Source organism: Amycolatopsis sp. cmx-11-51 (assembly GCF_047608665.1).
In the GTDB taxonomy this organism is placed as follows: domain Bacteria; phylum Actinomycetota; class Actinomycetes; order Mycobacteriales; family Pseudonocardiaceae; genus Amycolatopsis.
In genome coordinates, this window is sequence record NZ_JADNQO010000001.1 from 706,142 (window position 1) to 727,609 (window position 21,468).

Sequence of the window (21,468 nt, forward strand, 5' to 3'; positions counted from 1 at the left end):
TTAACCGGGCGCTCGCAGAGGGGAGGCACGGCTCACTCGAATGGGCGGACGACGTCCACTAAATGGGAGTGGCCCGCCCAGAAACTGGACGGGCCACTCACCGGCTGTGTCTTACTTGCCGGCCTTCCTACGCTGAACTCGCGTCCGGCGCAGCAACTTGCGGTGCTTCTTCTTCGACATGCGCTTACGGCGCTTCTTGATCACAGAGCCCATCGTGAGCGCTCCTTCCTTCGTCGTCGGTCACGCTGCCCGGCGCAGCGTCCAACGGGTGGAGCGCACAGGCACGAGCGGTCTTCCAGGGTACTCGCGCCCCGGAAGACGCTCTCCGGCGGGCATACTGTGCCCCGCGAAGCGGGCCTCAGCCCACGTCGAAGTACGCGCCCCGCAGATACTCGTGAACGGCCTTTTCGGGCACTCTGAACGACTTCCCCACGCGCACCGCAGGCAACTCGCCCGAGTGAACCAGGCGGTAGACGGTCATCTTGGAGACCCGCATCAGCGTGGCCACCTCGGCGACCGTCAGGAACTGGACCTGACCCACTGAGGGCAGATCATCCTTCTTGTTCGACGGCATGAATCACCGTGCCCTTCGACACGTGTCGCGCCACGCGGCTTCCCCACCTGTGGTATCGACACGCACGTGCTCTCTTGAGAGTAGCGGGACACGTGTGACTAAAGCGACGCGAGTCACCGAGATGGGCCTGTATCCAGGAGCTGAAGGACCCTTTCGCCGCGTCTTAAGCAGCGAAAGCGTCCTTCACCGCTTCCTATGCGGGGAAAGTCCCCTTCAGCTCTCGTGAGCGGCGCCCAGTTCGGTCGAGCGCTCCTTCGCGGCCTCGATGGCGGCCAGCAGCGCCGCGCGGACGCCGTGCTTCTCGAGTTCGCGGATGGCGTTGATGGTCGTTCCGGCGGGTGAAGTGACGGCTTCGCGCAGCAGTACCGGGTGCTCGTCGGACTCCGCGAGCATCTTCGCCGCCCCGACCGCCGACTGGATGATCAGCTGCCCGGCGAGCGCGCGGGGCAGGCCGAGCAGGATCCCGGCGTCGATCATGGCCTCGACCAGGTAGAAGAAGTACGCGGGCCCAGACCCGGACAGCGCCGTGACGGCGTCCTGCTGCGACTCCGGCACCTCGACGACCTGTCCGACGTGCGAAAGCAGGTCCTTCACCAGCGCGATGTGTTCGGCGGTCGCGTACGCACCCGCGGAAACCGCGCTCATCGCCTCTCCGACGAGCATCGGGGTGTTCGGCATGACCCGCACCACCGGGACGCCGTCGGCCAGCCTGCGCTCGTACAGGGCGGTCGGCAGGCCCGCGCACAGCGAGACGACCAGCGACTCCCTGCCGAGCAGCGGCGCGAGGTCGGCGAGAACCGGGTCGATGTCCTGCGGTTTGACCGCGACGACCAGCACGTCGGCTTGGCGCGCGGCGTCGGCGACGGTGACCCCCCGCACGCCGTAGCGCTCCGTCAGCTCGGCCGCGCGCACCGGATACCGCTCGGTGAACAGCAGGTCGCCGGGGCTGTGGCCGCCATGCAGCAGGCCCGAGAGCAGGGCCTCCCCGATCTTTCCGGCACCCAGAACCGCGATCACACTCATGCCTGCTCCTCGTACCGGGTCACTTCACGGCGCATGAGCGGGCACTGTGTCACTGATCCGCTCGCAAGCTCGCTCATGCGGTTCAGCGTGCCAAACCGCCGTCAGCCCCCGGGCGCCGGGGCAAGCGCCAGCTGACGCGCCTGGCAGACCAGCCTGCCCTGCGAGTCCACCACGGTTGCGTCCGAGTCGAACCAGGCCTCGTGCACCGAGTGGGCCTGCACGATCACCCGCAGCCAGCCCGGCGCCGGCCGGGTGCGCAGCAACGCGGTCAGCTGGACGGTCGGCGACCAGCCGACGCGACCGAGGTTGTAGACCACCGGCGGGTTCACGTCCCCCGCGAGCAGGGCGAAGAAAGGATCCGGCGGACCGTGCCGCGGCCGGACCCACAGCCGCATCTTCGGCGGGTCGCCGATCCGGCCGTGCAGGTAGCCGGCGCTCGCCGGATCCAGCCGGACCTCGCAGCCCTGCGCCAGGTTGAACATCCCTTCGGACGTCTCACCGGTGACGGGCACCGCGCCGGGCGGGGGCTCCGCGGGCATGGTCGGGACGCCGGTCCACTCCGGACGCCGCATCGGCAGCCGTCCGGTGGTCACCCTGGCCTCGACGCAGCTGCGGCCCCGCTGCTCCAGCAGGACCGCGACGACCGAGGCGCGCCTTCCGACCTTCCGGACGTCGGTGCGCAGCAGCACCGGCCCCACCGCGGGCGGGTGCAGGAACTCCGCGCTGATCGCCAGCGGCTCGGACGGCGGCTCGCCGCGTTCATGAAGGAGCGAGAGAGCGGTCCGCGCCATCAGTGCCATCAGGAAGCCGCCGTGCGGATGCCCGCCGATCGACCATTCCGTGCGCAGTACCGCTGTGAACGTGCCGTCACCCAGTGAGCGCGTCGCACATGCCGCGTCGAAGGAGGTGCTCGTGTCGTCAGCCGCGCTCACCGAGCACTGACCCAGGCCACGAGCCGATCCATCGGGGTGCGGGAGATCAACAAACGCAGCTGGTTCACGGTCGGAACTTTACGTGTACCAGCGCCTCGAGCGCAGGGAGGAATGAATCTCCGCACCTGGGGACGATCTTTGTCACTGACCGAGGTGAAGCCTCGCGAACAAGAGTGACTCCGCGAGATCTCTCGACCGCTGTGCCGCGCCCGGCGAGCGGCGGGTGTTGATCTCCAGCACGACCTGCCCGGAAAAATCGCTGTTCACGAGCTTTTCGAGAAGTTCGGCGCAAGGCTCGATCCCGCGTCCGGGCACCAGGTGCTCGTCCTTCGGGAGGCCCGTGCCGTCCGCCAGATGGACGTGCGTGAGCCCTTTTCCCATCCGTTCGGCGAGCGCGAGGGCGTCCATACCGGCTGCCGCTGTATGGGACAGGTCGAGCGTGTAGTGGCGAAACCCTACGTCCGTAGGGTCGATCGAGGGCCGGAAGGCCGACACGCGCGACGTCCGCGAGCCACCGGGCGGGCGGACCTTGAACATGTTCTCGACGGCGACCTCGATGCCGCTCTCTTCTTCGAGTTCGTCGACGAGGTCCCCGAACGTGTCGCCGTAGCGGCGCTGCCACCGGAACGGTGGATGCACCACGACCGTGCGCGCGCCCAGTTCCAGTGCCGCGTCCACGGACATCCGCAGGCGCACCTCGGGATCCGGCGACCACACGCGCTGAGTGATCAGCAGCGACGGCGAGTGGATCGACAGCACCGGCACGCCGGTGCGGCGCGACCAGCGGCGCAGCGCGGAGACGTCCTGGCTGACCGGGTCGGCCCAGATCATCACCTCGACGCCGTCGTAGCCGAGGTCGGCGGCCATCTCGAAGGCCACGCCCGCCTTCAACGGCCAGACGGACGCGGTCGAGACACCCACCGGAATGCGAGCTGCCATTCCGGCATCCTTCACGAAGCCGCTAACGCGCGACCAGGAGGAGTGCGGCCGGTGAGACCGTCACCACCAGCCCGACCAGCACCGCGAGCACCGTGGTCTGCAGGTCGTCCGCCCGGCGGATCTTGCGGACGATCCACACCAGCGCGACGATCACCAGCAGCGCGGCGACCAGCGCGGCGGCGGGGATGTTCACCCACAGCCAGTTGAAGCCCAGCCAGACCCCGGCGCCGCCGACCACGCCGAGCGCGAGCTGACCGGCGAGCGCCAGCCACTGCTTCCCCGGCGAAGCGTTCTCGGCAGGCTCCTCGGGCTCGGCCTCTTCGACGACGTCCGCGTCCTGCTCGTCGTAGTCGTCTTCGTACTCGTCGGAGCGGTAGCCGTAGTCGTCGCGTGCGAAGTCCGGACCGCCGTCGGGGTACGCCGGGTCGGCGAACTCGCGCTCGTACTCGTCGAGGTCGTCCGACCGGCGGTCGCGGTCGTCGAGCGAATGCGGTGGCACGAACGGCATCGGAGCGGGATGGGGCGGGTGGGAAGACTCCATGATGGACGGCCCGGCGCCGAATGGGTCCGGTTCGGGGTCGGTGTCCGGTTCGACGGGCGCGACCGGGGGCGGTACCGGCGGGATCCCGCCGATCTCGGTGTCCTCGGACTGCACCTTCTGCCTGCGCTTGCGCCATCCGGCGAGCCCGGCGGGCGGCACCGCGGGCTCGACGGGCGCGGGTGCTTCGGATTCGGTGTCGTCGCCGACCGCGGCGAACTGCTCGGTGCTCGGCTCGCCCTTGGGCTGGGCGGGACGAGCGGGCGGACGGCGGCGCCGCGCCGGCTGCGCGGGCGGGGTCGCGAACGCGCCGCTGGCCATCGGCCCCGGCGCTTCCTGGACGTCCTCGGGCGGAGCGTCCGCCCCGCCGTCGAGTCTCGCCGAAAGTCCCGTGGACGGGGGTCCGGCGGGCGGCTCGGGGCGACGGCGGACCGGCGGCACCGCGCCGCGGGTCTCCTCCGGGTCCGCGGGCCGCGAACGGCCGCGGGGGGGCAGGCCTTCGGAATCCGGCGGACGCTGCTGGTAGCCGGACTGTTCCTGCGGCGGAGTCGGCCGGACGAACTGGCCGGACTGCTGCGGCGGACGCTGCTGGTAGCCGCTCTGCTCCGGCGGCGGAGTCGGCCGGACGAACTGGCCGGACTGCTGCGGCGGAGCGGGGCGTGCGAACTGCCCGGATTCCTGCGGCGGCTGGCCTGGCTTCGGCGAGCGCACCGGCGGTGTCTGCCTGGTCGGGGTGGACGCGACGTCCGGCGGCACCGGCAGCGGCGCGGAATCCTGCTGCGGCGGCGGAACGGGGCGCGCGCCCGAGTCCTGGGGGCGCGAACGGCGTGGCGGTCGCGACGGCGGCGGAGGGGTGTCGCCGGACACCCTGTCGATGATCGCCTGCGGCGCGGTGTCACTCACCGAGGGCGCGCGGCGGCCGCGTGGCGGCTCGGGAGCCTCGTCCTCGTCGTCGTCGGCCGCGCGGCGTCGCCTGCGGCGCCCGCCTTCCGGCTGGGCTCCGTGCTGCGCGAGCAGCTCCGCCACGGTCTTCTGGGGCGGGCCGCTCTGTGTTTCGTCCGTCATACCGTGTTGTCCAATGCGCGCTCCAGCCGTTGTGAACCGGCACGCGACGGGGCATCGGCGGCGTCGCGCGCGCTATCCACCGTCATCCGCGTTTCCGTCACCTCTTCACCGTGCCCGTTCTCCTTCGACGAAGTCCAATCGGGCGCTGCCGCCCCCAGTCTCGTCCGCACCATTCGAATGGTCCAGCCGTCGCAGGATGACACCTTCTCGCAGTGCCCACGGACAGATCTCCAGTTCTTCCAGGGAAAGCGCCCGCATGGTGGCTTGTGCGACGAGCGCGCCCGCCACCAGCTGATGCGACCTGCTCGCGCTGACCCCCTCGAGTTGTGCCAGGTCATGGGCGGTCATCCGGGAGATGAACGCGATGAGCTGGCGCAACGCGGTGTCGGTCAGGGTACGGCGCGCGTGCGGCCCACTCGCCGACGGCGCCGCTCCGGTCAGCCTGGCGAGTGACCGGAACGTCTTCGACGTCGCCACGACACGATCGGGTTCACCCAATTTGGCGACCTTCTTCGCGAGTGGGGCGAGCTGTTCTTCGAGCCACGCCGAAGTCGCGATGAGCTCGGAGCGGGTCGGCGGGTCGTGCTGGAACCGCGTCCGGGTGGTCCGGCCCGCGCCCAACGGGAGGGACTCGGCCAGTTCGGGCTCCTCGTCACGGCCCATCGCGACCTCCAGGGAGCCGCCGCCGATGTCGAGCACCAGCAGCTTGCCCGCCGACCACCCGAACCAGCGGCGGACGGCGAGGAAGGTGAGCCGGGACTCGTCGACACCGGAAAGCACCTTCAGCTCCACACCGGTTTCGTCATGGACCTTCGCCAGCACCTTCGGGGCGTTCTTGGCCTCGCGGACCGCCGAGGTCGCGAACGCCATGACCTCTTCGCAACCGAGGCGCAGGGCCGCCGCCTTCGCCGATTCGACCGCCTGCACGAGGCTGTCCGCGCCCGCGCGGCTCAGGTCACCGTTGCGGGTGATCTGCTCGGCGAGCCGGAGGACGGCCTTTTCGGAATGCATCGGGGTCGGGTGGGCGCCACGGTGGGCGTCGACCACGAGCAGGTGGACGGTGTTGGAACCGACGTCGAGTACCCCAAGGCGCACGAGCGTCTACGGTACCCGCCCGCACGTCAGGTCACGAAACCGTAACCGTGATCTGTATCGCAACGGGCGGGGCTGAAGGGGACTTTCCCCGCATGGGATGCGGGGAAAGCGCCCTTCATCGCGTCTTATGCGGGGAAAGTCCCCTTCAGCTCACGTCTCGAACTTGTAGCCGAGCCCACGCACCGTGACCAGGTGCCGAGGCGATCCAGGGTCCGGTTCGATCTTCGACCGCAGGCGCTTTACGTGGACGTCGAGCGTCTTGGTGTCGCCGACGTAGTCCGCGCCCCACACCCGGTCGATCAGCTGCCCGCGGGTGAGCACGCGGCCCACGTTGCGCAGCAGGTACTCGAGCAGGTCGAACTCCTTCAGCGGCAAGGAGACCTCCTGGCCGTCGACGGTCACCACGTGCCGCTCGACGTCCATCCGCACCGGCCCGGCGGTCAGCACCAGCGGCGCCAGCTCGCCTTCGGAGCCCGGCTCACCGCCGCGGCGCAGCACCGCCCGCACCCGCGCGATGAGCTCGCGGGCCGAGTACGGCTTGGTGACGTAGTCGTCGGCGCCTAGTTCCAGTCCGACGACCTTGTCGATCTCGCTGTCGCGCGCGGTCACCATGATCACCGGCACAGCGGAGCGCTGCCGGAGCTGCTTGCAGACGTCCGTCCCGCTCATTCCGGGGAGCATGAGATCGAGCAGGACGATGTCGGCGCCGTTGCGGTCGAATTCCTCGAGCGCCTGCTGCCCCGTTCCGGCCACGGCGGCGGTGAAGCCCTCCTTGCGCAGCAAGAACGCGAGCGGGTCGGCGAACGACTCTTCGTCCTCGACGATGAGAACCCTCGTCACAGGTTTCCTCCATGGTCGGGGCTTTCTTGCCCTGTTGCCACGAGACGGGGTGTCCGCTCGGGGGTCTTCTCCGGCCGGGATGCCGGCGGAGCCTGTTTCGCGGTCGCGGCCGGCTCGGCACCGATGTGCGCGGGGATCCGCAGGGTGAACGTCGACCCGGTGCCCGGACGGCTCCAGAGGCCGACCGAACCACCGTGGTTGGCGGCCACGTGCTTGACGATCGCCAGGCCGAGCCCGGTGCCGCCGGTCGACCGCGACCGCGCCTTGTCCGAGCGGAAGAACCGCTCGAAGACACGCTGCTGCTCGTCCTCGGCGATGCCGATGCCGCGATCGGTCACCGCGATCTCGACCTTCCCGTCGACCAGCCGCCTGCTGATCGACACCGGGCTGCCCGCCGGTGAGTACGCGACGGCGTTCTCCAGCAGGTTCGACAGAGCGGTGACCATCAGCGTCCGGTCGCCCTCGATGAGCAGCCCGCTGGCCGAATCGGTGGTGATGGTGATTTCGGCGGATTCCGCCGACAGTGTCGTCCGGCCGAGTGCTTCGCGGACGACGGCGTCGACCTCGACCACGTTCAGATCGGGCAGCCGCTCGGCGCCCTGCAGCCGCGACAGCGCGATCAGTTCGGTGACGAGCTGGCCGAGCCGGGTCGACTCGCGGAGGATCTTGCCGCCGAAGCGGCGGACCTCCTCGGTGTCCTCCGCGGCGTCGAGCACGGCCTCGGTGAGCAACGCGATCGCACCGACCGGGGTCTTGAGTTCGTGACTGACGTTCGCGACGAAGTCCCGCCGGACGGCTTCGAGGCGGATGGCCTCGGAGTGGTCGACGGCCTCGACCACGGTGAACCCGTCGCCGAGCGGGCGGACCTCGCCGAGGACGGCTTCGGGCTGGCGGCCCCTCGCCTCCACCGGGGACAGGTCGATCTCCATCGGGTCGTCGGTCTCGACCACCTGCTCGGCGGCCTTGCGGGCCCGCGGATCGGCCTGGTTGACCTTCACCAGTCCCAGCTCGTAGGCGCGCGGGTTGTGCAGGACCATGTCCCCGAACTTGTTGAGGACGACGACACCGTTGTTGCTGGACCGCACGAGGCGTTCGAGCAGTTCGGCGACGGTGGGTCCGGTCGGGCGCCGTTCCTCGCGGCGGGCGCGGCCCCTCGCGATCAGGAAGCCGACGACCACACCGACGATCAGTCCGCCGACGGCAAGGGCGAGTGCAACAGGCGTGGTCACAAGGGGATCGTAAGGGCGTGGGTAGTCTTTTGGCCTAGTCCCGGCCGCGTACTCGTGATGCCTATGACACCTGGGGACACCCTGTTCGCCTGCAGGTTAGGCGCCGTTCATGTGACCGATCCCATGTCGAGATCTCCTGGGTGAGGCGGATCACCCGAACCGGGGACACCGGTGGCGGCTCGCGTCCGGATCCCTACTTTCGTCGCGACTCTCCGCCACCCGCGTCGCCCGCGCGCCGGGAAAAGCGATGTTCCCGTCACGGCGGCCGGGGAATGTTGGAAGACTGTCGCGGTGGAACTCGTCAGTGACATCTCCCTGATTCGCGGAGAAGAAGAGCTGTTCGACCGGACGGCTCATCTGTTCGTCGCGGCGACCGACATCGCGTGCGCGGCCGACGATCTGTACACCTGGGCGCTTTCCCGGCCGTCGCTCACCCGGCAGGGCGAGCGGCTGGTGCGCGACAAGCGGATCCGCAAGCTGTACCGCCCCGGTGTCCTGCTGAACGAGCAGACCGCGCGGCACCTGCACCACCTCTCCGGTCTCGGCGCGCAGATCCGGATCGGGACCGAGGAGATCAACGAGACGATCCTGCTCGACGAGCGGGTCGCGATCATGGCGGGCGACGAGGGCAAGGCAGTGCGCTCCTACAGCGTCATCTCGCGCCCGGAGCTGGTCCAGGGCATCCTGTCCCTGTTCGAAACCGCCTGGCAGGCGGCCGCCACACTGGAGACCTTCGACGCGCGGTTCGCCGACATCCGGATGGAGGCACCGCAGATCCTCGAGTTCCTGACCACCGGCTGCAAGGACGACAAGGCCGCGAAGAGCCTCGGCATGGGTGTGCGCACCTATCAGCGGCGCGTCTCGGAACTGCTGGTCGCGCTCGGCGTGACTTCGCGGCTCCAGGTCGACGCGCGGGCGAGAGAGCTCGGCCTCCTGTGAGGCGCTGGGCGGGATTCGCCGTGCTGCTCGTGCTCGCGGGCTGCACCACCACCGTCTCCGGCACCGCCAGCCCCGAACCCGCGAGCCCGCCCTCGAACCTCGCGCTGGTGAACCCGGCGGGCACGGCTTCGGTGCTGACGTCGGTCAAGAAAGCCGTCGAAGCGGTGTTCTCCTACGACAGCACGGCCCTGCCCGCCTATGAGAAGGCGACCACCGAGAACCTGACGCCCGCGGCGCGCGAAGAGATCGCGAAGCTGCTGGCCGAGGTCCGGAACTCGGCGGAGCCGATCAAGCTGGTGACGCGGGTGATCGTCTCGGCGGCCGTCGAGCAGACGGCGGACAAGGCGCAGGTGCTGACCGTGCTGGACCAGAGCAGCAGCCGGGCGGGCACCACCAGCAAAGGCCTCGCTTCGGTGCTGCTCGCGGTCGTGCGCGAGGGCGACCGCTGGCGGATCGGCGAGGTCAAGGTGAACCCGGCAGGGTCGCCGCTCGCCCCGGAGAAACCGGGCGTGGGAGACCGAGTGATCGCGAGAGTGCGGGACTCCGCGCGCGACGGCGCTCTGCGTGTCGCGGAGGTCCTGTTGAGCGTGAATCCGGCCGATCCCGAAGGCAGCTTCGCCCGCTACGAGTCCGTCTCGACCGGACAGCTGCTGACGCAGTTCCAGCAAGGCAAAGCGACTCAGGTGAGCCAGATCCGGGCCGCGGGCACGAAGTCGTCGATGGCGCCGAACCCCGTCGCCGCGGTCATGGAGGTCGTGGACGACAAGGCGAGTGTGCTGCTTTACGCGGCGACGAACGTCACGGACGCGGTGGGCCAGGTGACGAAGAAGTACCTGCCGATCGTCCTGCGCCTGCGGCACCTGCCGGAGGGCTGGAAGGCCGCCGGTGTCGAGACGGTCCAGCCCCTCCCCTGACGCAATTCGTCCTCTGGTTGCGGTGATTCGAGAGCGAACTACCGCAACTAGAGGACGAATTGCGAGAGGTCAGCGGCCCTGGTTCGCCACGGCGGCCGCGGCTTTCTTGGCGGCTTCCGGGTCGAGATAAGTACCGCCGGCGGTGACCGGCTTGAGGTCCTCGGTGAGGTCGTAGCGCAGCGGGATGCCGGTCGGGATGTTGAGCCCGGCGATGGCGTCGTCGGAGATGCCGTCGAGGTGCTTCACCAGCGCCCGCAGCGAGTTGCCGTGCGCGGCGACCAGCACGGTCTTGCCCGCGCGCAGATCCGGCACGATCGCGGACTCCCAATACGGCAGCAGCCGCGCGACGACGTCCTTGAGGCATTCGGTCAGCGGGGCGGAGTCGCCGAGGTCGGCGTAACGCGCGTCGCCCGCCTGGCTGAACTCGTCGGCCGGGTCGATCGGGGGCGGCGGGGTGTCGTACGAGCGGCGCCAGAGCATGAACTGCTCCTCACCGAACTCGTCCAGGGTCTGCTTCTTGTTCTTGCCCTGCAGCGCGCCGTAGTGCCGCTCATTGAGGCGCCAGTCGCGCCTCACCGGGATCCAGTGCCGGTCGGCGGCGTCGAGCGCCAGGTTGGCGGTCGAGATCGCCCGGCGCATCAGCGACGTGTGGAGGACGTCCGGCAGCAGGCCGGACTCGGCGAGCAGCCGCCCGCCCTTGCGCGCCTCCTGCTCGCCCTGCTCCGACAGCGGCACGTCCACCCAGCCGGTGAACAGGTTTTCGGCGTTCCACGTGCTCTGCCCGTGACGCAGCAGCACCAGAGTCCCAAGCTCAGCCATGGGGTTCAGCCTGCCAGAGCAGGCGGAAGCGCCGGTCAGAGGGCCGGGATCTACGGAGAGTGCATTACCTGCGAGTAACACCTTCACCCGTCCAGAAGACGGGTTGCCAACAAGTCCCGATCTCCGGAAATCAGGCTGCACTCCGTTATCCCGGTTTTCGAATTTCACTCTAACGGAGTAACCAGTAGTCTTGTGATTACAGGTGGAGATCTGACAGTTTGACTAAGTCCCGCGCGGCCGGATTCCACGCACTCCCCGGCTCGCCGCGGGCGACGACCGCGACTCGTCTCCCCCCTGCCGAGTCGCGGCGCCCGCCGGCCCCGTTGGCATCCCCCTCGTCACCGGGTCCACCTTGGCGGGAACTTCAGCGGGGCGGCTCGAGATCGCGACTCCCCCCTCCCTCGAGCCGTCCCGCCTAGTCTTTCCCGGGCCCGCGCGGGCTTGCCCGCCGGAAGGGTCCTTCCCACGCCACCGTGGTGACTGGTGGACCACTGGGGCGACCTGCCGAGTGTTCCGAGTCCGTGAAGGACTCCTTGAGGGACTCTGGGTCCCTCAAGGAGTCCTTCACGGACCGCGATCCTGCCTTCACCGGCGCCTTGGATACCTCAGTCCAGCGGTGGTGCGGACGGCAGATCCGACGCCGTCGCCATCGCGGGCGCCGCCGGACGGCGCCGCTTGCGCAGCCACCACACCAGCGCGACCGCGGGAATACCGAAGACGAGCAGGAACGGCGCCATCGCCCCGAGCACGACCAGCAGGCCGCCACCGAAAGTCAGGAACGCGTCCCAGCCGCCTGCCAGCCCGTCGAGGAACCCGTTGCGGGACTCTTCCGCGACCACGACTTCCTCGGCCTTCACCTGCAGGGAAATAGTCGACATGGCGACACTTCCGGCGAGGCTCTCGCGACGCTTCTGAAGCGACTCGAGTTCGGCTTCACGGTTCGTCAGCTCACTCTCGACCGAAGTGATCTCCGCGACCGACGTTGCCCTCGCGAGCAACGCGCGGATGCGCTCGACGCTCGCCCGCTGGGTGGCGAGCCGGGAGTCGACATCGACGAGCTGCTCGGTCACGTCCGTCGCGGTGGCCTCTCGCCGGACCAGCTTTCCCAGCTTCCCCAACTGGTCCAGCACACCGTCGAGGCGTTCGGAGGGGACGACGACACTGATCGTCGCCCGCTTCTCCTGAGTGCTCTCCTGCCCGGTGTAGCCGGCGGCGCCCTGCGTGATGACGCGGACCTGCGAGATCAGGTCGGCCACGTTCGGCGTGGTGAGCTCCATGCTCGCCGTGCGCACCAGTTTGCGGTCGGTGACCCCCGGCTGCCCGGCGGGCACCGGCGCCTTCTCCTGCCCTGCCTTGCCGCCTTTGTCCTGATTCGGCGCGCCTTGGTTCGGCACCGCCTGCTTTCCGTCGGACGACATCGGCATCGCGGCGGATTCGCCGCCGGAATCGTTCGCCGAGCAGCCCGCCAGTGCCAGCACGATGCCGGCGGCGGCGATCCATCTCACTCGCTTGCGCATAAGTCCTTCTCCCTCCAGTGCCGCGGAAAGAGACGGAGCGGACTTCAGTGCCGTTGCACCGTTCGGGTCACGAGTCGGTCAAGGCTCCGGGCTCGTGTCCGTTCGCGGGCTCGACGAGGTGCTTGAACGCCTGCAGGTTCGCCAGCGACTCGCCGCGCGACACCCGCCAGTCCCATTCGCGTTTGATCGACTCGGCGAACCCGAGTTCGAGCAGCGTGTTGAAATCGCCGTCGGCGGCCTCCAGCACCTGCCCGAGGATCTTGTCCAATTCGGACTCGGTCACCGTGTCCAGACCGAACCGGCCGACCAGGTAGATGTCGCCGATGGCGTCGACCGTGTAGTGCACGCCGTACAGTTTCGCGTTGCGGCGCAACAGAAATCGGTAAACGTCCTCATGGGACTCATCGGGACGGCGGCAGACGAAGGCCTCGACGGAGAACGCGTGATCCCCGGCGACCAGCCAGCAATTCGTCTGCAACTTCTTGGTACCGGGCAGCGTGACGAAGTACCTGCCCTCGCCACGCCTGTCGTACTCCAGGCCCGCGTTGTCCAAAGAGGACCGCAAGGTCTCGTCGAGCGTCAAACCGCCACCTCCGCGCGCTGTTCGAGGGCACGCCGGAACGCGCCGGTCGCCTGAGCGTACGTGTCCAGCAACCGGTCCGTCGTACGGCGCCAGGAAAAGCGCTGCGCGTGGACGACGGCGTTGGCCGAAAGTTCGGCACGCCAGCCGGGCCGCAACGCGACGTTCGCGAGCGCGCCGGCCCACTCCTTCGGATCGTGCGAAGGCACCAGCAGCCCGGAAACGCCGTGCGGGACCGCGACCGGCAACCCGCCGACCTCGGCCGCGATCACCGGTGTCCCGCAGGCCTGCGCCTCGAGCGCGACCAGTCCGAACGACTCGTTGTAGCTCGGCACGGCGACGACGTCTGCCGCGCGGTAGACGTTGACCAGCGATCGGCCGGGCTGCGGCGGCATGAACCGGGTCTGCTCCTCGATGCCGAGGGAGACGGCGAGTTCGCGCAGGGCCTGCGGCTGCTCCAGCCCGGTCCCGGACGGACCGCCGACGATCAGCACGACCAGCCGTGCCGCCAGCTCCGGCCGCTCGCGCAGCATTTCGGCCGCGGCCAGCAGGAGGACGTCCGGTGCCTTCAGTGGCTGGATCCGGCCCGCGAAGGCCAGCACGATCGCGTCCTGCGGCAGGCCCAGCGCCCGGCGCGCCGCCGGGCGCGAACCCGGCGTGAAGCGATCCAGGTCGACCCCCGGCGGGATGGCGTGCACGGCGTGCGGGTCGGCGTCGTACAGCTCGATCAGCTCACGGGCTTCAACGCGGGTGTTCGCGACCAGGCAGTCCGCCTCGGTGACGACCTGCTCTTCGCCGATCACGCGGGTGCGTGGCTCGGGGGTGTCACCCTCGGCCAGCGCGGCGTTCTTGACCTTGGCCAGGGTGTGCGCGGTGTGCACCAGCGGTACCCCCCAGCGGTCACGGGCGAGCCAGCCCGCCTGGCCGGAGAGCCAGTAATGCGAATGGATGAGGTCGTAGTAGCCCGGTTCGTGGAACGCCTCCGCCCGCAGCACCCCGGCGGTGAACGCGCACAGCTGCGCCGGCAGCTCGTCGCGTCCCAGCGGCTCGAACGGCCCGGCCGGGATGTGCCGCACCAGGACGCCGGGCGCCAGTTCGGCGACCGGGGGCTGGTCCGAGGACGTCGCCCGCGTGAACACCTCGACCTCGACGCCGCGGCGGGCCATCTCGGTGGCCGTCTGGCTCACGTAGACGTTCATCCCGCCGGCGTCGCCGGTACCCGGCTGTTCCAGCGGAGAGGTGTGCAACGACAGCACCGCGACGCGCCTTGGCGCGGCATCGAACCCGTGCAGAGGGAACGTCACCTGGTCAACACTCCTGAAGTCCTACTGATCGGCGAACCCGCGCAGCAGATCACCGAACTCGTCCGCTGCTTCGGCGAACGGCAGATGCCCCACCTCAGGTAACCAACGCAGGACAGCCCCCTGAATCTTCCCGGCCGCGTATTCCGCGCAAGTCGGATCGATCACAGCGTCCGCGAGACCATGGACGATCAGTGTCGGTTTGTCCAGATCGCGAAGAACGTCCTCGCTACCGACGTCGCGCCGGAACAGCGCGGAGCGCACCGAAGGCGGTGTCGAGAGGCAGGCGCCGAGCAGCGATTGGGTCAGTGTCCCGGACACCGGCGAGGCGGTCATCCGCGCGCTGAACTGCACCAACGCGGGGATCGCGACCGCCGGATCGTCCGACAGCACCGCCGGGATGGCCTCACGCATCGCGGGGCCGACCTTGCCGCCGGGCCGGTTCTTGCCGATTTCTGTGATCGCGCCCACCAGCACGACACCACCGAGCCGTGCGGAACCGTGCACTCGAAGGAAGTCGGTGATGACGAGCCCGCCGTAGGACCAGCCGACGACGATCGCGTCGTCACCGGCGAAGTCGAGCACGGAAGCGAGGTCTTCGGCCCAGACCCGTGGGTCGTCGTAACCCGCCGAAGGGACCTCGGAATCCCCGTGACCACGCAGATCCATCGCGACGAGGCGAAACCGCTCGGAGAGCGCGGGATCGGCCATCTGGGGCGCCCAGGCCTTGGCGGACTGGGCCCAGCCGTGCACGAACACGATCGGACGGGTGTTCTCGGCGCCTTCGACCCACAGGCCGATCCGCGTTCCGCCGTAGCCGACTACCTCGGTCTTCATACCCGCACTTTATGGGCCCGCGCGATGCTCGTGAGTGGCAAGGACGGTTGGAGCCGGGCGTATTTCAGGCACCTACGCTGGGTGCTGGTCCGTGAACACCGTCTCCGGCCTCGGTAAGACCACCAGTCACTACGGCCGGCCCCAGCGACCAGGGCGGCGACACCGCGCGGGTCAGCGCGGTCGTAAGTGGCCATCAGAGAGTCGAACCGTCCTTGCCACTCAAGAGACCGAAGGACTACTTGATCGCCGACAGGGCCTTCCAGGACTTCCAGTCGTAGAACCAGTTCTTGACGTCCGATTTGATCGGGCTGCTCAGTTTCGAGCCGGTGATCTCGACCGGGTCGCCGATCATCGCCGAGTCGAAGTACTTCTTCGCGTCAGCCTCGAGCAGGTTCACGCAGCCGTGCGAGGTGTTGGCCTTGCCGATGTTCGAAGCGTTGTCCTGATTCTCGTGGATGTATTCGCCGTTGTTCGAGATCCGGCAGGCCCACTTCTTGTTGACGTTGGTGTAGCCGTAGCGCGCGTTGTCGAAGCGGGCCGTCGGCTCCTTGGTCATCACGATGAACGTGCCGTTGGGGGTGTTGCGCTGGACGTCGCCGTCGAGCCCGTTCGAGCACGGGTAGCTCGCCGACTCCGAACCGCCGCGGTAGACCTTCATCGTGTGGTCCGGGGTGTTGACCTTGACCACCTGGTTGCGGCCGATCTTGAACTTCGTCGTGACGTCGGCCTTGCCGTACGCGCCACCGCCGAGCGCGACGCCGTAGAGCTTCGCCTCGACGTTGACCGTGATGTTGGCGGGCCAGTACTCCTTGGGCCGCCAGTCGACCTGCACCTCCGACAGCCAGCCCCAGGAGCCTTCGACGTCCTTGTCGGTCGTCACCTTGAGCGCCTTCTCGACGGCGGCCTTGTCCTTGACCGGGGACGCGAACTTCACGCTGATCGGCATCGCGACGCCGACCTCGGCGTCGTCGGCCGGGTTCAGCGTGGCGCGAACCTCCTTGGCGGGCTTGACCGTGGTGAAGGTGCCTTTGAGCTCGGCCTGCTTGTTGTCGCTGCCGGTGGCCTTCGCGGCGTACGTGTACGTCTTGCCGTAGCCGAGTACCTCGGAAGCGGTCCAGGTGAGCCCGTCTGGGGAAAGCTCGCCCTTGACGTCCTTGCCCGCATCCCCGGTGACCTTGACCTCGGTGAGCTTGCCGTCGGCGACCTTGACCACGACCGGCGTCACCACGGAGGCGTCCTTGGCGTCGACGGCGGGTTCGGCGGTGATCTTGGCGACCGGCGGCGCCGAGGCCTCTCCTTCGCCACCGCTGCCCTCCGCCTTGGCGTTGCCGCCCGCTTCGCTGGAGCAGGCAGCGGCCAGCATGGCCGCACCCGCGGCGAGCGCGGCCTTGAACACCGTGCGCCGTTCGATCACCGTCAACCTCCCATTGGCCCCCCGCGAGCTTCTACCCGCTCAGCGCTGAGGACCTCTCCGACGTTACCCGCGGCGACGGAACTCACCCTCGCCCCTCACGGGGATAGACGCGCAGGGGTGGCGTGGGGTTGTTCGCGTTTCTCCGGTTTGCATACCGAAACGCCTGGCCTTCGCCCGGCGGGTTCCCCGGTCCCCGCGTTTAGTCCTCTAGTTGCGGTCGTTGCGTGTGCAACTACCGCAACTAGAGGACTAAACGCGGGAGGGGTCAGAGTGCGCAGTTGATGAGCAGGGGTTCTGGGTGCAGCGAGACGCCGAAGCGAGCCTCGACGCCGTCGCGCACTTCGCGGGCCAGCGCGAGAAGATCCGCCGTGGACGCCTTACCTCGGTTCGTGAGCGCCAGCGTGTGCTTCGTCGACAGCGACACCCGGCCACCCGGCCCCTCGTGCCCCTTTACGAACCCTGCCCGCTCGATCAGCCACGCCGCGGACAGCTTCGTGCCGCCGGGCGCCGGGTATCGCGGCACGCGCACGTCCTCGCCGACGACGTCCACGATCCCCGCCAGTACCTTCCCGACCTGCGCCTCCCCGATGATCGGGTTGGTAAAGAAGGAGCCCGCGCTCCACGTGTCGTGGTCGTCCGCGTCCAGCACCATGCCCTTGCCGCGACGCAGCCCGAGGACTGCTTCGCGTGCTTCGGCCGCCGGGACTCGGTCACCGATCTCGACGCCGAGCGTGCGGGCGAGTTCGGCGTAGCGGATCGGGGCCGACAAGCCGTCATCGGTGACCTTGAAGCGCACCGTGAGCACGACGCCCGCGTCAGTCCCCTTCAGGATCGACGTGCGGTAGCCGAAGCCGAGTTCCTCGGCGGTCAACGTGCGGGTCTCGCGGGCGGCGCGGTCGTAGAGATCGACCGAGACGAGTGACTCGGCCACCTCGCAGCCGTACGCGCCGACGTTCTGGATCGGCGTCGCGCCGACCGAACCGGGGATGCCGGAGAGACATTCCAGTCCGCCGGCGCCTTCGGCGACCAGGCCCTCGACGAAACCGTCCCAGTTCTGCCCCGCCGCGACCTCGACGAGATCTCCGTCACGTGTCCAGCCGGTGTTGCCGACCTTCAGCAACACACCCTCGAAGCCTTCATCGGCGACGACGAGGTTCGAACCGCCGCCGAGCAGCAGGACCGGCTCGCCCGCGTCGTCGGCCTCGCGGACCGCGTCGACCAGGGCCCGCGCCGTCGTCGCTTCGGCGTAGCGCCGCGCCGGGCCACCGAGCCGCAGCGTGGTGTGCTCGGCGAGGGCGGCGTGCTGAGTGGGAGTTTCGGCAGTGCTCACGCCCATGAACGGTACTGTCTGGCGCCATGGCATCCCGTATCGAGCACCGCACAGCCTTCGCCGCCGACCTCGCGAGCGCATGGGACGCGGTGGCGAGCGAAGCCGCGCTGCGTGCCCGGCTGGAGCAGATCGGCGGCGACAACGCGGAGCTGCTGGAGTACGTCCCGGCCGAGGACGGGGTGCGCTACAGGCTGCGTCAGGGCATCAGCTCGGACAAGCTCCCGTCCGCCGTCCGGACACTGCACCGGGGCGACCTCGTCGTCGAGCGCGAGCAGACCTGGCGGTCCTCCGGAGCCGGATACACCGGCAACGCGACGGCGTCCGTGCAAAGCGTGCCCGGTGAGATCACCGCGAAGACGTCGCTGACCGGCGAAGGCGAACAGACGACGCTGGTCAACAGCGGCCAGGTCAAGGTGCGGCTCCCGTTCGTCGGCGGGAAGCTGGAGACCGTGATCGCCGAACAAGTCACCAAACTGCTGGAACGCGAGGCGGAATTCGTCGCGAAGTGGCTGGCCGAGCACTGAAACCGGTCGGGGCACCGACACGCGGGACGACCAACCCCAACCGGCTCCGCCGCGTGGACCGGTGGCTCGCGAGCGACCCGGCCGTGACGCGGCTGCTGCGCCGCGCGGACGAACCGCTCGTGGTCGACCTCGGCTACGGCGCCTCACCGGTGACCACGGTGGAGATGGCACGCCGGCTGCGCTCGGTCCGGCGCGGCGTCCGCGTGCTCGGCCTGGAACTGGACGCCGAACGGGTCGCCGTCGCGCAATCCGCCGTCGACCGGCCGTGGCTGGACTTCCGGCGCGGCGGCTTCGAGCTCGCCGGGACACGGCCGGTGCTGGTGCGCGCGTTCAACGTGCTGCGGCAGTACGACGAGGCCGAGGTTTCGGGGGCCTGGTCGCGGATGCTGGACGCGATGGCGCCGGACGGGCTCCTGGTCGAGGGCACCTGTGACGAGATCGGACGGCTGAGCACCTGGGTCGCCGTCGGGCACGACGGCCCGCACGCGCTGACCTTGTCAGTACACCTCGCCAGCCTGGAACGTCCGTCCACAGTGGCCGAACGCCTGCCCAAGATCCTCATCCACCGCAACGTTCCCGGCGAACGCGTCCATGACCTACTGTCTACTCTGGACATCTGCTGGGCGACGGCGGCACCGCACCAGAACTTCGGCGCCCGTGCCCGCTGGGCGCATACCGTGCATCTGCTCACCGCCCGGGGCTGGCCGGTGCTGAACCGGCCGTCGCGGTGGCGGCTCGGCGAACTCACCGTCCCCTGGTCCGCCGTGGCGCCCGGCTAGGAATTCATCGGCCGAACCCCGCTCCGTCACCCCAAAGCGACCTGCGGTGATCACCATGGGACCGTGGAACTGCTGGAGTACGTCACCGAGCTGCTTCGGGGCTCGCTGGGATCACCCTGGCTGTGGGTGATCGTGTTCCTCGTGTCCGGGTTGGACGCACTCCTGCCGTTCATGCCGAGTGAGACGACGGTCATCACCGTCGCGGTCCTGATCGGCCCGGATCCGCCGCGGCTGGCGCTGCTCGCCGCGGTCGCCGCGGTCGGGGCCTGGCTCGGCGACTGCCTCGGCTACACCGTCGGCGCCGCGGCCGGCCCGCGAGCGCTGTCGCGCCTGCAACGCGGTCCGGACGGGATCCGGCGCTACGAATGGGCGAAGATCCAGGTGCAGCGCAACACCGTCCCGCTGATCCTCGCCGCCCGCTACCTGCCCGGCGGCCGCGTCGCGAGCGGGCTCGCCAACGGCAGCCTCGGCTACCCGCCGCGCAAGTTCATCCCGCTCGACGCTCTCGGCGCGAGCATCTGGGCGGTGTACAGCGTCCTGATCGGTCTCGTCGGTGGAGCGGCCTTCGCGGACCAGCCGGAGAAGGGCCTTCTGCTGTCCTTCGCACTCGGGTTGCTGCTGGTCGCGGCGATCGAGGTCGGGCGGCGGATCCGCGTGCGCATCCTGACCCGGCGCCGCGCCGCGGCCGAGACCGGCGACAATGGAGTTCGTGTCGAACCCTGAACGCCGCTACGTGATCTCCTTCGGCTGCCCCGACCGCACCGGCATCATCGCCCGGATCTCGGGTTTCCTCGCCGAGCACGGCGGCTGGATCGTCGAAGCGGCGTACCACACGGACCCGGACACCGGCTGGTTCTTCACCCGCCAGGTCGTCCGCGCCGACTCGCTCCCGTTCGACGCAGCCGAACTGCGCACACGCTTCGCCGACGTCGCGAAGTCACTTTCGGCCGAGTCGAATTGGCAGGTCAGCGACACGGGTGAGCGCCGTCGCGCGGTGATCCTCGTCTCGAAGGCCGGGCACTGCCTCTACGACCTTCTCGGCCGCGTCGCGTCCGGGGAACTGGACGTCGACGTCGCCGCGGTCATCGGCAACCACGCGTCGCTGGGCGACATCACCCGCGCCCACGGCATCCCGTTCCACCACGTCCCGTTCCCCACCGGTGACGCCGCCGCCAAGGCGTCCGCGTTCGCCGAGGTCCGGAAACTGGTCGACGAGCACGACCCGCACGCCGTCGTCCTCGCCCGGTTCATGCAGGTCCTGCCCGCGGAGCTGTGCGAGGCCTGGGCCGGACGGGCGCTCAACATCCACCACAGCTTCCTGCCGTCGTTCGTCGGCGCGCGGCCGTACCACCAGGCCCACGCCCGCGGGGTGAAGCTCATCGGCGCGACCTGCCACTACGTCACCGCCGACCTCGACGCGGGCCCGATCGTCGACCAGGACGTCATCCGGGTCGACCACGGCGACTCGGTCGACGACATGGTCCGCAAGGGCCGCGACATCGAAAAGGTGACGCTGGCGCGCGGGCTGCGGTGGCACCTCGAAGGCCGTGTTCTGGTGCACGGGAACCGCACCGTCGTCTTCTGATGGTTCACTGGGGTCATGGGGACTTCGGAGATCACGGTGATCGAGACGCGGGAAGCGCTACGCGAGCACTTGGGCCACGCCAAGGACACGACCAAAGGGAAGATCCTCTCCCGGATCGACCAGCACGCGCGCACGGTGATCGAGCACTCGCCGTTCTACCTGCTGGCGACGGCGTCGTCCGACGGGACCTGTGACGTCTCCCCGCGCGGCGACCCTGCCGGTTCGGTGCTGGTGCTCGACGAGAAGACGCTGGTATTGGCCGACAGGCCAGGCAACAAGCTGCTGGACAGCCAGACCAACATCCTCGAGAACCCGCACGCCGGGCTGTTGTTCCTGGTGCCGGGCATGAACGAGACGCTCCGGATCAACGGCCGCGCGAAACTGGTCGCGGACGCGCCGTTCTTCGACGACCTCGTGGTCAAAGGCAAACGGCCGCGGCTGGCGATCATGCTCGAGGTCCAGGAGCTGTACCTGCACTGCGCCAAGGCGTTCCTGCGGTCCTCGCTGTGGAAGCCGGAGACCTGGCCGGACCGCTCCGGTATCCCGAGCGCCGGCCGGATATTCCGTGACCAGATGAACCTGGACATCTCGGCGGAGCAGCTCGACGCCGATTTGACGAAGGGCGCGCTCACGACGCAGTACTGAGCATGTGATGAACGGGACTTTCCTGGCGAATTCTGCGAGGAAAGTCCCG

General features: G+C 69.2%; 23 protein-coding genes. 7 read left to right on the top strand and 16 right to left on the bottom strand.

Features of this window, described 5'->3' with window-relative positions; translation table 11 throughout:
• Positions 1-111: 111 nt before the first annotated feature.
• From ACM6LU_RS03490 to ACM6LU_RS03530, 9 genes are all read right to left on the bottom strand, one after another.
• A complete protein-coding gene (locus ACM6LU_RS03490; RefSeq protein ID WP_007030867.1) occupies positions 112-213 on the bottom strand; it encodes a 30S ribosomal protein bS22 in 102 nt (33 codons plus the stop codon).
• Positions 214-358: 145 nt separating this feature from the next.
• Entirely contained in the window at positions 359-574 is a 216-nt protein-coding gene (locus ACM6LU_RS03495) for a helix-turn-helix domain-containing protein (protein ID WP_414936092.1), read from the bottom strand.
• A gap of 213 nt (positions 575-787) precedes the next feature.
• A complete protein-coding gene (gene proC / locus ACM6LU_RS03500; RefSeq protein ID WP_414936093.1) occupies positions 788-1,597 on the bottom strand; it encodes a pyrroline-5-carboxylate reductase in 810 nt (269 codons plus the stop codon).
• A gap of 101 nt (positions 1,598-1,698) precedes the next feature.
• Entirely contained in the window at positions 1,699-2,529 is an 831-nt protein-coding gene (locus tag ACM6LU_RS03505; protein ID WP_414936094.1) for a thioesterase family protein, read from the bottom strand.
• Positions 2,530-2,670: 141 nt separating this feature from the next.
• Positions 2,671-3,468 carry a sugar phosphate isomerase/epimerase family protein gene (locus tag ACM6LU_RS03510; RefSeq protein WP_414936095.1) on the bottom strand — a complete coding sequence of 266 codons (798 nt, stop codon included), beginning with the start codon at positions 3,466-3,468 and terminating at the stop codon, positions 2,671-2,673.
• Between the two features lie 22 nt (positions 3,469-3,490).
• Positions 3,491-5,071 (bottom strand): hypothetical protein, encoded by a 1,581-nt coding sequence (locus ACM6LU_RS03515; protein WP_414936096.1) that lies wholly within the window; start codon positions 5,069-5,071, stop codon positions 3,491-3,493.
• Positions 5,072-5,176: 105 nt separating this feature from the next.
• Positions 5,177-6,166: a hypothetical protein gene (locus ACM6LU_RS03520; RefSeq protein WP_414936097.1), complete on the bottom strand. Its 990-nt coding sequence runs from the start codon at positions 6,164-6,166 to the stop codon at positions 5,177-5,179.
• A 150-nt stretch (positions 6,167-6,316) separates the two neighbouring features.
• Positions 6,317-7,006, bottom strand: a complete 690-nt coding sequence (locus ACM6LU_RS03525; protein WP_414936098.1) for a response regulator — start codon at positions 7,004-7,006, stop codon at positions 6,317-6,319.
• The gene (locus ACM6LU_RS03530) at positions 7,003-8,235 is read right to left on the bottom strand and encodes a sensor histidine kinase (RefSeq protein ID WP_414936099.1); all 1,233 of its coding nucleotides are present in this window, start codon (positions 8,233-8,235) and stop codon (positions 7,003-7,005) included. The genes ACM6LU_RS03525 and ACM6LU_RS03530 overlap by 4 nt, the downstream gene beginning before the upstream one ends.
• A 291-nt stretch (positions 8,236-8,526) precedes the next feature.
• Between ACM6LU_RS03530 and ACM6LU_RS03535 the strand changes: the two genes are divergently transcribed.
• A complete protein-coding gene (locus ACM6LU_RS03535; protein ID WP_125788663.1) occupies positions 8,527-9,174 on the top strand; it encodes a DNA-binding response regulator in 648 nt (215 codons plus the stop codon).
• The gene (locus tag ACM6LU_RS03540; RefSeq protein ID WP_414936100.1) at positions 9,171-10,088 is read left to right on the top strand and encodes a hypothetical protein; all 918 of its coding nucleotides are present in this window, start codon (positions 9,171-9,173) and stop codon (positions 10,086-10,088) included. Before ACM6LU_RS03535 ends, ACM6LU_RS03540 begins: the two co-directional genes overlap by 4 nt.
• 69 nt (positions 10,089-10,157) lie before the next feature.
• Here ACM6LU_RS03540 and ACM6LU_RS03545 read toward each other — a convergent pair whose 3' ends face one another.
• From ACM6LU_RS03545 to ACM6LU_RS03575, 7 genes are all read right to left on the bottom strand, one after another.
• On the bottom strand, positions 10,158-10,907 hold the full coding sequence (locus tag ACM6LU_RS03545; RefSeq protein WP_414936101.1) for a phosphoglyceromutase: 750 nt from the start codon (positions 10,905-10,907) through the stop codon (positions 10,158-10,160).
• A gap of 605 nt (positions 10,908-11,512) precedes the next feature.
• Positions 11,513-12,424, bottom strand: coding sequence for a DUF4349 domain-containing protein (locus tag ACM6LU_RS03550; protein ID WP_414936102.1), 912 nt, complete (start codon positions 12,422-12,424; stop codon positions 11,513-11,515).
• A gap of 67 nt (positions 12,425-12,491) precedes the next feature.
• On the bottom strand, positions 12,492-13,007 hold the full coding sequence (locus ACM6LU_RS03555) for a YbjN domain-containing protein (RefSeq protein WP_414936103.1): 516 nt from the start codon (positions 13,005-13,007) through the stop codon (positions 12,492-12,494).
• Positions 13,004-14,308 carry a D-inositol-3-phosphate glycosyltransferase gene (mshA, locus tag ACM6LU_RS03560; protein ID WP_414936104.1) on the bottom strand — a complete coding sequence of 435 codons (1,305 nt, stop codon included), beginning with the start codon at positions 14,306-14,308 and terminating at the stop codon, positions 13,004-13,006. The genes ACM6LU_RS03555 and mshA overlap by 4 nt, the downstream gene beginning before the upstream one ends.
• A gap of 21 nt (positions 14,309-14,329) precedes the next feature.
• Entirely contained in the window at positions 14,330-15,142 is an 813-nt protein-coding gene (locus ACM6LU_RS03565; RefSeq protein WP_414936105.1) for an alpha/beta fold hydrolase, read from the bottom strand.
• Between the two features lie 235 nt (positions 15,143-15,377).
• Complete coding sequence (locus ACM6LU_RS03570) at positions 15,378-16,556, bottom strand: L,D-transpeptidase (protein ID WP_414936106.1); 1,179 nt, start codon at positions 16,554-16,556, stop codon at positions 15,378-15,380.
• A gap of 265 nt (positions 16,557-16,821) precedes the next feature.
• Positions 16,822-17,886 (bottom strand): UDP-N-acetylmuramate dehydrogenase, encoded by a 1,065-nt coding sequence (locus ACM6LU_RS03575; protein ID WP_414936107.1) that lies wholly within the window; start codon positions 17,884-17,886, stop codon positions 16,822-16,824.
• A gap of 26 nt (positions 17,887-17,912) precedes the next feature.
• On the opposite strand from ACM6LU_RS03575, the gene ACM6LU_RS03580 reads away from it, so the two are divergent.
• The 5 genes from ACM6LU_RS03580 (at position 17,913) to ACM6LU_RS03600 (ending at position 21,419) form a co-directional block, all read left to right on the top strand.
• Positions 17,913-18,410 (top strand): DUF2505 domain-containing protein, encoded by a 498-nt coding sequence (locus tag ACM6LU_RS03580; RefSeq protein WP_414936108.1) that lies wholly within the window; start codon positions 17,913-17,915, stop codon positions 18,408-18,410.
• Positions 18,392-19,189 carry a class I SAM-dependent methyltransferase gene (locus ACM6LU_RS03585; RefSeq protein WP_414936109.1) on the top strand — a complete coding sequence of 266 codons (798 nt, stop codon included), beginning with the start codon at positions 18,392-18,394 and terminating at the stop codon, positions 19,187-19,189. The genes ACM6LU_RS03580 and ACM6LU_RS03585 overlap by 19 nt, the downstream gene beginning before the upstream one ends.
• 63 nt (positions 19,190-19,252) lie before the next feature.
• Positions 19,253-19,912 (top strand): DedA family protein, encoded by a 660-nt coding sequence (locus ACM6LU_RS03590; RefSeq protein WP_414936110.1) that lies wholly within the window; start codon positions 19,253-19,255, stop codon positions 19,910-19,912.
• On the top strand, positions 19,890-20,774 hold the full coding sequence (gene purU, locus ACM6LU_RS03595; RefSeq protein ID WP_414936111.1) for a formyltetrahydrofolate deformylase: 885 nt from the start codon (positions 19,890-19,892) through the stop codon (positions 20,772-20,774). The genes ACM6LU_RS03590 and purU overlap by 23 nt, the downstream gene beginning before the upstream one ends.
• A 15-nt stretch (positions 20,775-20,789) precedes the next feature.
• Positions 20,790-21,419, top strand: a complete 630-nt coding sequence (locus tag ACM6LU_RS03600; RefSeq protein ID WP_414936112.1) for a pyridoxamine 5'-phosphate oxidase family protein — start codon at positions 20,790-20,792, stop codon at positions 21,417-21,419.
• The last annotated feature ends 49 nt before the right edge of the window (positions 21,420-21,468 follow it).

Excerpts from the sequence above, each read along its gene's own strand:
- ACM6LU_RS03490 (WP_007030867.1), bottom strand. The coding sequence starts at position 213 with ATGGGCTCTGTGATCAAGAAGCGCCGTAAGCGCATGTCGAAGAAGAAG.
- ACM6LU_RS03495 (WP_414936092.1), bottom strand. The coding sequence starts at position 574 with ATGCCGTCGAACAAGAAGGATGATCTGCCCTCAGTGGGTCAGGTCCAG.
- proC (WP_414936093.1), bottom strand. The coding sequence starts at position 1,597 with ATGAGTGTGATCGCGGTTCTGGGTGCCGGAAAGATCGGGGAGGCCCTG.
- ACM6LU_RS03510 (WP_414936095.1), bottom strand. The coding sequence starts at position 3,468 with ATGGCAGCTCGCATTCCGGTGGGTGTCTCGACCGCGTCCGTCTGGCCG.
- ACM6LU_RS03515 (WP_414936096.1), bottom strand. The coding sequence starts at position 5,071 with ATGACGGACGAAACACAGAGCGGCCCGCCCCAGAAGACCGTGGCGGAG.
- ACM6LU_RS03545 (WP_414936101.1), bottom strand. The coding sequence starts at position 10,907 with ATGGCTGAGCTTGGGACTCTGGTGCTGCTGCGTCACGGGCAGAGCACG.
- ACM6LU_RS03550 (WP_414936102.1), bottom strand. The coding sequence starts at position 12,424 with ATGCGCAAGCGAGTGAGATGGATCGCCGCCGCCGGCATCGTGCTGGCA.
- ACM6LU_RS03565 (WP_414936105.1), bottom strand. The coding sequence starts at position 15,142 with ATGAAGACCGAGGTAGTCGGCTACGGCGGAACGCGGATCGGCCTGTGG.
- ACM6LU_RS03580 (WP_414936108.1), top strand. The coding sequence starts at position 17,913 with ATGGCATCCCGTATCGAGCACCGCACAGCCTTCGCCGCCGACCTCGCG.
- purU (WP_414936111.1), top strand. The coding sequence starts at position 19,890 with ATGGAGTTCGTGTCGAACCCTGAACGCCGCTACGTGATCTCCTTCGGC.
- ACM6LU_RS03600 (WP_414936112.1), top strand. The coding sequence starts at position 20,790 with ATGGGGACTTCGGAGATCACGGTGATCGAGACGCGGGAAGCGCTACGC.